The 11,754-nt window shown below is 71.1% G+C and carries 12 protein-coding genes and 1 pseudogene; 3 read left to right on the forward strand and 10 right to left on the reverse strand.

The window, feature by feature from the left end; genetic code table 11:
• Positions 1-130 precede the first annotated feature (130 nt).
• A complete protein-coding gene (locus tag SL103_RS04970) occupies positions 131-538 on the forward strand; it encodes a hypothetical protein (protein WP_069567551.1) in 408 nt (135 codons plus the stop codon).
• Positions 539-751: 213 nt separating this feature from the next.
• Positions 752-1,156: a RidA family protein gene (locus tag SL103_RS04975; RefSeq protein ID WP_069567552.1), complete on the forward strand. Its 405-nt coding sequence runs from the start codon at positions 752-754 to the stop codon at positions 1,154-1,156.
• A gap of 40 nt (positions 1,157-1,196) precedes the next feature.
• Here SL103_RS04975 and SL103_RS39505 read toward each other — a convergent pair.
• The 5 genes and pseudogenes from SL103_RS39505 to SL103_RS04990 all read right to left on the reverse strand — a co-directional run.
• Positions 1,197-1,382 (reverse strand): annotated as a pseudogene (locus tag SL103_RS39505) (IS5/IS1182 family transposase); the annotation flags it as partial.
• Between the two features lie 160 nt (positions 1,383-1,542).
• Positions 1,543-1,935, reverse strand: a complete 393-nt coding sequence (locus SL103_RS38565) for a hypothetical protein (RefSeq protein WP_244303839.1) — start codon at positions 1,933-1,935, stop codon at positions 1,543-1,545.
• Complete coding sequence (locus SL103_RS04980; protein WP_244303840.1) at positions 1,899-3,137, reverse strand: hypothetical protein; 1,239 nt, start codon at positions 3,135-3,137, stop codon at positions 1,899-1,901. The genes SL103_RS38565 and SL103_RS04980 overlap by 37 nt, the downstream gene beginning before the upstream one ends.
• A 4-nt stretch (positions 3,138-3,141) precedes the next feature.
• Positions 3,142-3,474, reverse strand: coding sequence for a helix-turn-helix domain-containing protein (locus SL103_RS04985; RefSeq protein WP_069567553.1), 333 nt, complete (start codon positions 3,472-3,474; stop codon positions 3,142-3,144).
• Positions 3,471-4,106 carry a tyrosine-type recombinase/integrase gene (locus SL103_RS04990; protein ID WP_244303841.1) on the reverse strand — a complete coding sequence of 212 codons (636 nt, stop codon included), beginning with the start codon at positions 4,104-4,106 and terminating at the stop codon, positions 3,471-3,473. The genes SL103_RS04985 and SL103_RS04990 overlap by 4 nt, the downstream gene beginning before the upstream one ends.
• Positions 4,107-4,108: 2 nt before the next feature.
• Between SL103_RS04990 and SL103_RS39165 the strand changes: the two genes are divergently transcribed.
• Complete coding sequence (locus SL103_RS39165; protein ID WP_279631135.1) at positions 4,109-4,237, forward strand: hypothetical protein; 129 nt, start codon at positions 4,109-4,111, stop codon at positions 4,235-4,237.
• Between the two features lie 316 nt (positions 4,238-4,553).
• On the opposite strand, the gene SL103_RS04995 is transcribed toward SL103_RS39165, so the two are convergent.
• From SL103_RS04995 to SL103_RS05015, 5 genes are read right to left on the reverse strand one after another with little or no spacing between them, the layout of a single operon-like run.
• The gene (locus SL103_RS04995) at positions 4,554-5,543 is read right to left on the reverse strand and encodes a DMT family transporter (RefSeq protein WP_079145571.1); all 990 of its coding nucleotides are present in this window, start codon (positions 5,541-5,543) and stop codon (positions 4,554-4,556) included.
• Entirely contained in the window at positions 5,540-7,942 is a 2,403-nt protein-coding gene (locus SL103_RS39170; protein ID WP_079145572.1) for a WD40 repeat domain-containing protein, read from the reverse strand. The genes SL103_RS04995 and SL103_RS39170 overlap by 4 nt, the downstream gene beginning before the upstream one ends.
• Entirely contained in the window at positions 7,939-9,291 is a 1,353-nt protein-coding gene (locus tag SL103_RS05005) for a lysine N(6)-hydroxylase/L-ornithine N(5)-oxygenase family protein (protein ID WP_069567555.1), read from the reverse strand. The genes SL103_RS39170 and SL103_RS05005 overlap by 4 nt, the downstream gene beginning before the upstream one ends.
• Positions 9,292-9,293: 2 nt before the next feature.
• Positions 9,294-10,856: a class I tRNA ligase family protein gene (locus SL103_RS05010; protein ID WP_069567556.1), complete on the reverse strand. Its 1,563-nt coding sequence runs from the start codon at positions 10,854-10,856 to the stop codon at positions 9,294-9,296.
• 26 nt (positions 10,857-10,882) lie between these two features.
• Positions 10,883-11,674: a 2OG-Fe dioxygenase family protein gene (locus SL103_RS05015; protein WP_069567557.1), complete on the reverse strand. Its 792-nt coding sequence runs from the start codon at positions 11,672-11,674 to the stop codon at positions 10,883-10,885.
• Positions 11,675-11,754 lie beyond the last annotated feature (80 nt).

An 11,754-nucleotide genomic window follows, 5' to 3' on the forward strand; every position in this document is an offset into this window, starting at 1 on the left:
CACCGTAGGAGTCATGAGAGCAGAAGGAACTACACCGGAACCGGAAACCTCTATGCAGAGTGGGCTCACATCTCTGGGTGAGGTAGCGTGCCGTTATCAGGCGGATGAGATACGCCCGGAAGATCTGCCGATGATCGCTGCTGAGGCGCTCGCAGCCGGACTGGACACCCCGACATTGTGCGAGCTCGCCGGTTGGCCTCGCAACGCGGATGCCCGCGACATTCGTGACGCGTTCGAGCAAGCACTTGCCGAGTCCGGGATCCGGTTGCGGGATCGGGGCCTGGCGCGGCGCCACGCGCTGCGCCGGATGGCGGCGAGACTCATCGATGGAGAGATAACTCCCGCTGACCTGGCGACGGACGATTGGTGGGAGACGGATGTCGAGACCGCGGCGGAGCAATCGTTCGTGGCGCTGATCCCGCAGTGCGATTGCTGCATCGAGTACACGTTGGGGCTTGACCAGCAGACGTGGGCGGCCCAGCTGCGGAACGCTGCCCTCGCCCTGACATCGTCTCCGCCGATCAGCCGCGGATGCTGACTGTGCCTGGCGTGCTCATCCTCAGCAAAGGCGTGGACCGTTAAGCAGATTTCACTGAGCCTCTTTCATCCTCTGCTGGAGGGTGTTTGTGCGCGCAGAGAACACTTCGGCGGCGCTACCAGACAAGCATCGTTTGTACAGACCCGTAACTTCTACGTGCAAGGGGCCTGTCTGCAACTGACGGTCCCGCGCGCTGTATCAAGGGAGTGAGTCATGAGTTCTCAGGTGAAGGTATTCGGGTTCGGCATGCCGTGGGAGTCGTTGTACGGGTACAGTCAGGCCACTCAGGTCGGTGACACGGTTTATGTGTCGGGGCAGCTGTCTCATGACCGTCACGGCAACTTCGTGGGTGCCGGCGACTTCGAACTGCAGGTCCGCACCACGCTGGAGAATCTGGACCTGGTGCTGAGGCAATTCGGGGCCGAGCGTGGCCAGATAGCGGAGACCACGGTTCTGGTGAGGAACCTGCGGGAGAACTTCGACACGACAGCACGCCTCCACGCCGAGTACTTCGGGGAGCACCGGCCCGCCAGCACGGTCATGGGCGTTTCCGACTTGGCACTGCCGGACCAACTCGTGGAGATCGGGGCGCTCGTGCGTCTCGATGTGAAGCCATAAGTGAGGAGGCCGGCCTGATTCCTTCAGTGAACCTCTTACATCCTGAATAGTTGCAGGTCAGCAGCGTGTGGACGGCTTGGACGATGGTGCTGATAAGGCGGGTGGAGCATCTGGCTCGTCGTAGCAGCCGCCAGGCTTTCAACTGGGCGAAGGCGCGTTCGCCGGGGGCTCTCAGCCGGGCGTGATCGCGGATGAACTGCTGGTAATGCGGGGGCTGTTCGCGGTGGCCATGCGGGACGTCGAGCGGGGCAGGATATGGAACCAACAGGGCCCCTTCGGCCGCCGGTGTGATGAGTGGAATCACCACGCCAACGACGAGAGGCCCTGCCTCGTCACCACACCCGCTGACCAGCCCATTTCATCCTCCAGCACAGGACGAAAGAGGTTCACTGAAGTGGCTTTTCAGCGGCCTGGTGCAGCAGCGCCTGTGCGGAGTCCGCGTAGCGCATCGCGGTCTTCTCGTCGAGCCCGAACACCTCGGCGAGGTGGAGCGGGTCGGGCCCGTGAGTCAGGGTCTCTTCGAATTGTCGGTCGACGCGGAGCCGCTCCAGCGTCGCGTCCTGCCCACGCATCGCGGCGCTGATCCAGTGGTTGCTGGCGCGGCTGGTTTTCGTGGCGGTCTGGTTGTTGATCAGCAGGTGGAGATTCGCGGTGTTCGGCCACCGGCGGCGCCGGTGCTCTAGCCAGTCCAGCAGCAGCTTCCGGGTGAGATCGTCCAGCGGGCGGACGCGTCCGGCGATGGTCAGCCGGCGATTGCCGAGATCGACGTCGTCGAGCATGAGGTTGGCGATCTGGGCGGGACCCGGGCGGCGTGGACCGCTGCGAGGGCGAGGATGAGCCGCGTCGCCGGCGTGGTGGCCGCCGCGACGGAGCGGTCGACCTGCTCGGGGACGAGCGGTTGCAGCACGGCGTACTCGTATTGCCCGACCTTGATCCGACTGGTGGGGTTGCGGAAGATCAGCCCGTTCTGCTTGGCCCATGTGAATAGCGAGCGCAGGGCGACGAGTTGGTCGTGGCGCTGGTGGCCGTGCAGTGTCTTGATGTAGGTGAGGACGTCGTCGCGGGTCACTTCACGCAGGTGGTCGTAGGGGTTCGACCATTCCAGCAGGGCCGGACGGACTCGGTTGAGGTAGAGCCAGACTGTGCCTTCCCGTCGCGGGAGGCTGCGGGGGCCGCCGTCGTGCAGGACGCGGGTCCAGCGCTCGGCCTCCGAGCGGATGCCGGGTGCGAGACCCTCCAGCCTTTTGGCGAGCCAGCGTTCGAAGGAGGGTTCGCTGTCGTCCTCGAAGATCCCCATCTCGTCCAGGACCGTGACGGTGTGGCCGACCGGCAGGTCCAGGGCCCGCAGCGGGGTGAAGATCTCCGTGTGCCGGATGACGTCGCCCTCGACGTGTCCGGTGAGGACGAGGGCCAGGCCGCGGTTGACGGCGAAGCGGATGTTGCGTCCCCAGCCTCGGGTCTCGGCGAGCCGGTGGGCGAGGTACTTTGCCCAGGCCAGCCACGGGCTGGTCAGGTCGGCGTCGGCCAGGGCGAGCCGGCTGTAGTCACGGGGGATCTGTGCGAACAGCGGTAGCTGCTGCCAGCCGGGATCCGGGTGCCAGGCCGGTGCAGGAGGCGGCTTGCGCGGGGCTCCCCGCCGTCCTCCGCGCGTCCGAAATGTGGGGGTCGGTCTCCTGCGGTAGTGCATCCCGACGAAGAACAGTTGGTGATGCCGGACGGCGGCGAGCCGGTCCCGCACGTCCGTCTCGTCCGTGGGCTGGCCGACGACGGCCTTCGCGCTGAGGCGGGCCTGGCACCAGCACAGGCGGCAGTAGTTCCACTTCAGCGGCTGGACGCGACGGCAGCCGGTGCATGCGGCCGCGTCGTGGCCGCGGCCGAACATGTAGCAGGTGGGGCAGAGGCGGCCGCTGAAGTTTCCCCAGGCGAGGCAGCTGTCGCAGGAGTCGGTGGGCTTGACGTAGCCCTTCGGGAACCGTGCCACTGGATCACTCCGGCGGCAGCGACCGGCCGTCCCGGCGCTTGGGGATCACCTTCGGTGCGGCGGTTCCCGCACCGACCGCGGCCCGTTCCGTCTCCTCGGCCCGGCCAGGGCGGCTGACCTTCTCCGGTTCGGGGATCAGCAGGTCGCCGATCTCGCAGCCGAGGACCACGCAGATGACGTCCAGGTCCTCCAGCTTGAGCGAGACCGGCTGGCGGGACCACAGCCCGGACATCTTGCCGGCCGAGATCACCAGGCCGTGCTCGGCCAGGCTCCGCTGGAGCTCGGACGCCTTCCAGATACCCTTGTGCGCGGCGGTCAGCCGCAGGTTCCACCTCATCGGGCCAGTCCTTCCAGCCGCTTCGCGGCCCGTTCCATTCCGGCGGCCCAGGCGTCCTCGACCCGGGTCTGCTGCACGTGGATATACCGCATGGTCGTGGCGATCCAGGAATGTCCTAAGACCTCCTGGATTGCGAGCAAATCCAGTCCGTTTCCGTAGAGTTGAGACGCGCAGAAATGCCGCAGGACGTGCGGTGTCAACCTGTCCGTCCAGCTCGGCAGGTGAGCCTGGACCGCGTTGTCGAGCCCGTTGCGCAGGGCGTCGTCGCCGACCCGGCGGGCAGAGCCGTCGGTGTTCTTGCGCTCGCTCGGGAACAGCGGGGCACCAGGGCGAGTGTGATCGTCGTCGAACTGACCCCACACATCCTCGATGAACCACCGCAGTGTCCGGTCGGCACCATTGATCAGCGGAACCATCCGCTCGCGCGGCCCCGAGCCGCGGGCCCCCTTGCCGTGGCGGACGTGGAGCTTGCCGAAGCGGCCCAGGTCCCACTTGATGTCGCCCAGATCGAGCCCACACGCCTCGCTCACCCGCAGGCCGACCTGGGACATCAACTTCGAGGCGGTGTAGTTCCGTGCGGTCGGGGCGAACTTCCGGCAAGTGGCCGGCTCGCCGCCCCAGCCGGTGAACAAACGTGCTCAACGCCTTCGACCGGCCCAGCCGGGTGCCGCTGGGCGAGTCCCGCAGCACCTTCCCGAAGTACATGTCCGCGTCAGCAGGCTCCATGTCCCACAAGGGCCGGCCGAACCAGGTCCTGATCTGATCCAAGTGACCGACGTCCCCGCGGATGGTGCCGTCCGCCAGCCCTGCTGAGGCCCGTGTCAGGACGAACCCGGACAGCACATCGGTCTCGAACCGCTCCAGCTCCTCCGCCGACGCGGGCGCCCAGTGCTCACGCAGGTCCCGTACGACTGCCAGCGCCGCCAACCCGAGCCTCCTCACCTTCGACCCGACTGCGAATCGGTCGGACGAGATGAGAACGCTTCAAGAATCCCGAAGTTACGTCACAAGCAAGCAGAGCACACAAAGGAGGAAGAACCCCCTGGCCACAGGCCCAGGAACTCAGCGGGCAGGGGAACTCACGGAATGTCGCACACTCCGTCGGCCCGGGCGGCTCTCGCGCGGCGGTTGTTGACGAGGGCCGCGCCGATGAGGGAGATGACGCCGCCCACGAGGCCCAGGAGGCTGGGGAGTTCGTGGAGGAAGGCGAGGGAGATGAGGATGGTGATGAGGGGGAGGGCGTAGAGGGCGGAGGTGGAGGCGGAGACGTCGAGGCGGGCCAGGGCGTAGTTCCACAGGAGGTAGGCCACGGCGGCGGGGAAGATGCCGAGGTAGACGAGAATGAGGAGGTTGGGGGTGGTCGCCGAGGCCAGCTGGTGGGTGAGGTCGCCGGCGAAGGGGAGCATCATCAAGGTGCCCGGGATCGTGACGTAGAGGTTCAGCTCCATGGAGCTGTAGCGCGTCAGCAGCGGCTTGGACAGGACGAAGTAGAGGCTTTCGGCGATCGCGGCGGCCAGCACGTAGATGGTGCCGATGTTGACGGAGAGGCCGGCCTGGTCGGCGAAGAGCATGACGACCGTGCCGACGATGCCCACCCCCACGCCGATCCAGCCGACCACCGCCACCCGCTCCCGGAGGATCGCGGCGGCCAGCATGATGCTGAACACCGGGACCTGGCCGACCAGGAAGCTCGCGGTGCCGGGACTGACCGTCTGCTCGCCGAAGTTCACCCCCAGGTTGTAGATGACGATCAGCAGCAGGGCGCAGAGCAGCAGCAGCGGGATGTCGCGGCGGGCCGGCAGCCGGAGGCGTTCGCGGCGGAGGCGGGTGGAGACCAGCCACAGGGCCAGCAGGCCCAGGGACGCCACGGTGAAGCGGAGCAGGGCCATCGGCCCGGGGGTGAAGTCGTGCAGGGCGGAGCGGATGCCGACGAAGGCGGAGGCCCACAGGGTGAGGGCCCCGGCCAGGGCGAGCCAGACCGTGGCCGGGGCCCGGCGGGGGGCCGGGCCCGTGGGGCCCGGCCCGGCCGCCGGTCGTGCCGGCCGCTCGGTGGAGTGCTCAGCGGTCATGAGCGGGTCCTGTCTATGAGAATGCCGCCGAGGAGGGCGTCGAGGTGGCCGCGGTGTGCGGTCCGGTTGTCCTCTCCCCCGTACCCGTAGCGGTCGAAACTGTGCAGGTGGTCGGGGAGGCCGGCGGGCGGCTCCGCCCCGTCCACGGTGACCGGCAGCCAGCGGATGCGGCGGCCCGCGGCCCGGGTGCGGGCGGTGAGCCGGGCGTACGGCTCGGCCAGCGGACCGGCCGGCCAGCCGCGGGCGGCGAGGGACGGGGTGAGCAGCAGCAGGGCGGTGCGGGCGTCGAGGGTGGACTCGGTCAGCGGGTCGGTGCGGTGCTCGCCGTAGGTGGCGCGCAGGCCGAGGGTGGTGAGTTCGGCGGCCAGGGCGGCCGCGGTCGGGTGGTCCTCGGGGGTGTGCCAGAGATGGACGTCGGGACGGTCGTGCCCGGCGAAGCCCTCGTTCAGCAACAGCCGTTCCTGGCGGGCCCGTTCGTCGTCGACGTGCTCGTCGACCAGGGCCACCCGGTCGTCGGCCCGGGGCGGCAGGTCCTCGCGGGTCAGGGCCCAGACGCGGGTGGCGGCGGGGTCCCAGGGGCGCAGGCTGCCGGGCACGGTGAGCGGCAGGGACGTGGTGCGGCGGACGGGTGGCGCGGCGCCGGGGCAGGCGCGGGCCAGGCGCCGGGTCAGGAGGGCGGTGAGGAGGGCGCGGTCCTCGTCGCGGGCCGCGGCGACGCGGACGGTGAGGCCGTCGCCGGGTACCTCACCGGTGAACCGCGCCGTCACCCGTACGGGGTGGCCGTCGTCGGTCAGGGCGGTCAGGCCCCGGTGGTCGGCGGCCCAGTGGCGGAACAGGGTGGTGTGGAGGACGTCGGTCAGGACGCGCGCCGGGGTGTACGGGCCGGCCTGCGGGAAGCGGAGTTCCGTCGCGTCCGGCAGGGTCTCCGGCACCGCCTCCGGACGTGTGCCCCGCCCGCTCGCCGGCACCGCGTCCGGCTCGGCCTGCGCCCCGGCCGGGGGGACCCAGAGTTCCCCCGGCCGGGTGGTGTCGGTGAGCAGGGCGCGGCCGGTGCGCACGAGCAGGGCGCCGACCAGGGCCGCCGTCGTGGCGGCCGAAGGACCGCCGCTCCCGTCGCCCCCGCCGGCCGCCGCCGGTGCGGAGGCCGGCAGCCGCTCGACGGTGGGCCGCAGCGGCAGGTCCGCGCCCGGCGCGGCGGCCGCCGCGGTGACACAGCGGTCGGCCAGCCGCCGGAGCCGGGCCGGGTCCAGGGCGGCCACCCGGCCCCCGAGGAAGCCGAGCGCGCCCGCGTCGGCGGCCCGTGCGAACTCCGCCTCCGCCCAGCCCTCCGGCTTGCGGAGGGCCGGCAGTGCGGCGGCGAGGCGGCTGGTGGCGGCGGTGAGGGTCAGGTGGTCCCGGCCGGCGCGCCGGGCGTCGGCCAGCACGTCCCGCAGGACGCCGCCCACCTGCCCGGCCACCTCCTGCTCCCCGGGCGCGGCACCGTCCGCCGGCGCCAGGGGCCACAGCCGGACCTCCTGGCCGTCGGCGTCGGTGCCCGCCAGGAGACCGGCCGTCGGGGACGCCTCCAGACAGCCGGTCCAGCCCGGGTAGGCGTCCGCGCGGCGCCACTGAGGCCGGCCGGTGCGGGCGTCCCACACGGCGACGGTCTGGTCGTGCGAGAGGGTGGCGAGGACGGCGCCGTCATGGCTCGCGGTGACCCGGGCGACCGCCCCGCCGTGGCCGTCGATCGTGGCCCGGAGCCGCAGCGTGCGCGGGTCCCACAGGTGCACCCGCCCGGCGGCGTTGCCCGTCGCCAGGCCCCCGGGCCACCAGCACACCGTCCAGACGCTGCCCGGCCCGGCCGCGGGCCGCGCGCGGACCGTCCAGTCCGCGGTGTCCCAGACCGTGAGGTCCGAGCCGCGCGCGGTGGCGGCCAGCGCGGCGCCGTCCGGGGACCAGGCCAGGCTGAGGAAGACCCCGTAGGGGCTCGTCAGGGGGCGGGTGACCGGGCGGCCGTAGCGGTCGGTGACCACGAGCCGCCGGTCGCCGCCGGCGGCCGCCAGCCGGCGGCCGTCCGGCGCCCAGGCCACCGCGTTGACCCAGCGCCGGTTGCGCTGCGGGGTCGCCAGCCGTTCGCCGGTCGCGGTGTCCCAGATGCCGACGGTGCCGTCCTCCGCGCCGGAGGCCAGCAGGGCGTCGTCCGGGGTCCAGGACAGGGACCGTACGGCCCCGTCGTGGCCGCGCAGGGTGGACAGCAGTTCCGCGGCGCCGGCGCGGGGACGCCAGATCTTGATCAGTCCGTCGTTGCCGCCGGTGGCCAGGCGCTGCCCGTCGTGGGACCAGGACAGCGCGCAGAGCCCGGCGGGGTGGGCGTGCCAGCCGGCGGTCGCCGGCGGGCACGCCACGGGCCTCGCGGTCATATACCGGCCCCGGTGGGTTCCAGGACGGGCATCTCCAGCGTGGTGGTGGTCTTGCCTCCCCAGTCCACGGTGGTGCCGTCGACATCCACGTCGTACAGGTACCGGCCGGTCAGGCTGTTGACGATGACGCCGCTGCGCCAGGCCATCCCGGCGAAGTTGGGGTCGATCCAGCCGTGGGTGTGCAGGGACATGTTGTGGGCGAAGATCCGGTGGTCCGGCGGGCCGTCCCAGCGCAGCGAGAAGTCCTCGTTGACGACGCACCGGCCGTCCTCGTCCAGGACCAGCCGGTCGGCGAGCTGGTCGAGCACCGCCGGCACGCCGTTGGAGAAGCCGGTCGCCAGGATCACGATGTCGGCCTCCACCGCCTCCACGCCGTTGGGGCCCTCCATGGTGAGCACCCAGCCGTCGGCCTTCGGGGAGACCCGGGTGAACTGGCGGTCCACCAGCATCCGGTAGTCCAGCCCGCGGTCGTGGAGGAAGTCCGTCTCGTACAGCCGGCGGTAGATGCCCTCCAGCAGCGGCTGCAGGATGGCGTCGCTGGAGAGCTTCTGCATCGGCAGCAGGCGCTGCCGCTCGGCGGGGGTCTGCGCGTGGAAGTAGCGCGTGTAGCCCGGCACGTACAGCTCGTTGGCGAACGGCGACTCGTCGAACGGCGCGAAGTTGCCGCGCCGGGTGACCCAGGTGACCTGGGAGGGCAGCCGGGCGTCGTCGGAGATCAGGTCGTCGAAGATCTCCGCGCCGGTCTGCCCGCCGCCGATCACCGCGACGCGCTTGCCGGTGGGGTCGATGTCGCGCAGCAGGTACTCGCTGCCGTGGAAGACGGTCTCGCCGAGGTGGGCGCGCGCCCCCTCGGGGACGAAGGGCGCCCGGCCGACGCCGAGGACCACGTCCTTGGCGCGGTACTCGCCGCGGTCCGTGCCGGCGACGAACGCCCCGCCGTCGAAGGTCAGCGACTCGACGCCGGTGCCGAACCGGAGCGTGTCCAGGCTGCGGCAGATCCACTTGAAGTACTCGTTGAACTCACGGCGTTTGACGTTGGGGTGGTCGGCGACCACGAAGCGGTTCAGCCGGCGGCTGCGCGAGAGGAAGTTGAGGAACGAGTACTCGCTGGTCGGGTCGACGAGCGTGACGCAGTCCTTGAGGAACGGCGACTGCAGCGTGGCGTTGCGGAACAGCAGGCCGGGGTGCCAGTCGAAGGCGTCCTTGCGGTCGAGGAACCGGGCGGTCACCCCGTCCTTCGGCAGCAGGGCGGCGGTGCTGAGGTTGAACGGGCCGATGCCGATGCCGAGCACGTCGAGGGTCTCGGCGGACGGTGCGGTCCCGGCGGGGCGGTTGCGGTGATCGGACACGGTCAGTTGCTCCTCACGTGGCACACGGGTGCTATCTCGTCGGCGGTGAAGGTCTGCGGCGGCACGGGGGCCGCGGGGCGGGCGGGGCCGGACGCGCGGTCCAGGGCGGCGAGCCGCGGGCGGCCCGGCCTGCCGAGCGCCGTCCACAGGCGCTGCGCGGCCTCCGGCATGAAGGGCTCGGCGAGCAGTGCCACACCGGTCGCCCAGGCGGCGTCGGTGACCGGCGGCCGGGTCAGCCACTCGTCGAGGACCCGGACCGCGGCGGGCAGGTTGACCGCCGCCCCGGGCCGCAGCTGCGCCCCCTGTTCGTGGACGGCCGCGGCGATCCGGGCGGTGTCCTCGGCGGGCAGCGCGCCGCCGGCCCCGTTCGCCTGGCGTCCGGCGGCGGCGAGCCGTTCGCGGATGTGGTTGACGCTGTCGACGAAGGCGGCGACGGCGAAGTTGTCGCTACCGCTCGTCAGGTCCACATGGCTCAGGTGGTAGCGCAGCTCGTCGGCGGTCGCCGAGGTACGGGAGAGGAGCTCGTTCAGCCAGATGCCGTGTTTGCGGCTGGTGGAGCACTTCTCGCCCTCGAAGTCCAGGAAGTAGTTGGTCACCATGTGGTCGAACGCCTTGAGCCCGCCGTGGGCGTGTGCGAGCGCGTGGCTGGCGGCGACCCCGCCGACCGCGTTGTCGATGCCGAACAGCCCGACGGTGATCACGCCGGAGTCCCGGTGGAAGGCGTTGTGCTCGGTGCCGTGGCGCTGCCGGTAGACCTCGCCGCAGTAGAGGCTGAAGCCGAAGTACGGGTTGCTCAGCACGCCTTCGGGGCCGGCCAGTTCGCTCGGGATGCCCCAGCTGCCCGGCTGCGAGAGCCGTACCGCGCCCTTGGTCTGCCGCAGGTAGGTGACCGCGATGTCGGCGAAGTCGGGCGCCACGTCCGAGGCCCGCACCGCGTCGACGACGTCCTCGACGGACGGCGGGCTCAGGTACCAGCTGTCGAAGTCCTCCCAGTCCAGCGGGCCTTCGTCCAGCCGCGAGTACGGTTCGAGGATCTCCGACGGCTGGTAGTGGTAGCCGCACTCCTCGCAGGCGTTGCCGCCGCCGGGGGTGTGGCACTGCGGGCAGGTGCCCTTCAGCCACACGCCGATGACATGGCGGCCGGTGTCCCGCGAGCGGGGCGTGGGGTCGGGCACCTTGACGGCGGTGCCGGCCGTCGCCAGCCGCTCCAGCAGCTCCTCGTGGGTGCGCCGGTAGGGCTCGGCGTGGTCGTCGGACAGCGGGCTGATCCAGTCGTCGAGCTCCACGCCGAGGCTGCGCAGGTCGTCACCGATCAGGGCGTGGAAGCGCCAGCAGGTCTCCGCCGGTGAGCGGCCCGCGTCGAGCGCGTCCAGCAGGATCCAGTTCTCGTAGGCGTCGCTGCCGCTCATCACCGACACCTGGTGGCCCTCGCGGCGCAGGTGGCGGGCGAGCACATCGGCCCGCAGGTAGGCGCCCGCGGCGTGCCCGATGTGCAGCCGCCCGTTGGGCGTGGGGTGCATCGGTACGAGCAGATAGCGCTGTGGCGCCGGGGTTTCGGTGGTCATGGCACTCCTTCGTGCGTGCGGGGTGGCTAGATGTGCGGGACGTAGGGGGTGAAGTCGACGAGCAGGATGGAGCGTTCGCCGCGCTGCGCCTCGGGGCCCAGGCGCACCGGGCTGACGTAGTGGCTGACCTTCGGGTCGTACACGGCGTACGAGTCCAGCGGGCCGTCGAGGGTGAACTCGGCCTCGATCAGCTCCTGGTTGACCTCCTGCGGGCGCAGGCCGGCGCAGCGCGGGGGAGCGATCACGTTCACCCCGCCGGTGACGTTGTAGCGGCTGATCAGGTGGGCGAAGGTGAACGGTTCGCCGTCCTGGTGCAGGGCGTTGGGCGAGGGCACGGCGACCTCGTCGGCGCCGTCCACGGCCAGCTTGAGGAAGTGCACGCCGACGTGGACCAGGCCGTGGCGCAGGCTGTCCAGCTGGCAGGCTTCCTCGGCGTCGAAGAGGATGATCTGGCGCAGCAGCGCGTTGGCCCGGGCCTCGGGGGTGACCGCGGGGAAGCGGCGCCGCTCGCCGCGGTGCTCGGGGTTGTGGTCGCCCTGGTAGTACTCGGTGACCGGCCCGAGGGCCGGGTCCGGGGTGGTCGGCAGCCAGGTCAGGGACCGGTCCCAGGGGACGTAGACCGCGCGGCCGTACCTGCGGAAGCGGTGGGCGTGCGTGGCGTACGGGTCCGGGGGCAGCTCCGCGAACGCGTCCCGCAGCCGGCCGAAGAGCGCATCGGCGTCGTGCTCGCCGACCCTCTCCAGGAAGACCTCGCGGTCGTAGCGCTCAAAGCCTTTGCCGAGCAGCCGGGTTGATGCCTCGACGGACAGCGTCGTCATGTTCTCTCACTCCGTGATTCGCTTCAGGGAATCCCGCACCCGGACAGGGCGGGGCCGTTCGGACGTGCAGAGGAAAGGAA

Origin of the sequence: Streptomyces lydicus (genome assembly GCF_001729485.1) — a bacterium.
Lineage (GTDB): Bacteria > Actinomycetota > Actinomycetes > Streptomycetales > Streptomycetaceae > Streptomyces > Streptomyces lydicus_D.

What these genes read in the sequence shown, in the direction of transcription:
- SL103_RS04970 (WP_069567551.1), top strand. Translation starts at nt 131, where the DNA reads ATGATCGCTGCTGAGGCGCTCGCAGCCGGACTGGACACCCCGACATTG.
- SL103_RS38565 (WP_244303839.1), bottom strand. Translation starts at nt 1,935, where the DNA reads ATGCTCGACGACGTCGATCTCGGCAATCGCCGGCTGACCATCGCCGGA.
- SL103_RS05015 (WP_069567557.1), bottom strand. Translation starts at nt 11,674, where the DNA reads ATGACGACGCTGTCCGTCGAGGCATCAACCCGGCTGCTCGGCAAAGGC.
- SL103_RS04995 (WP_079145571.1), bottom strand. Translation starts at nt 5,543, where the DNA reads ATGACCGCTGAGCACTCCACCGAGCGGCCGGCACGACCGGCGGCCGGG.
- SL103_RS04975 (WP_069567552.1), top strand. Translation starts at nt 752, where the DNA reads ATGAGTTCTCAGGTGAAGGTATTCGGGTTCGGCATGCCGTGGGAGTCG.
- SL103_RS04985 (WP_069567553.1), bottom strand. Translation starts at nt 3,474, where the DNA reads ATGAGGTGGAACCTGCGGCTGACCGCCGCGCACAAGGGTATCTGGAAG.
- SL103_RS05010 (WP_069567556.1), bottom strand. Translation starts at nt 10,856, where the DNA reads ATGACCACCGAAACCCCGGCGCCACAGCGCTATCTGCTCGTACCGATG.
- SL103_RS39170 (WP_079145572.1), bottom strand. Translation starts at nt 7,942, where the DNA reads ATGACCGCGAGGCCCGTGGCGTGCCCGCCGGCGACCGCCGGCTGGCAC.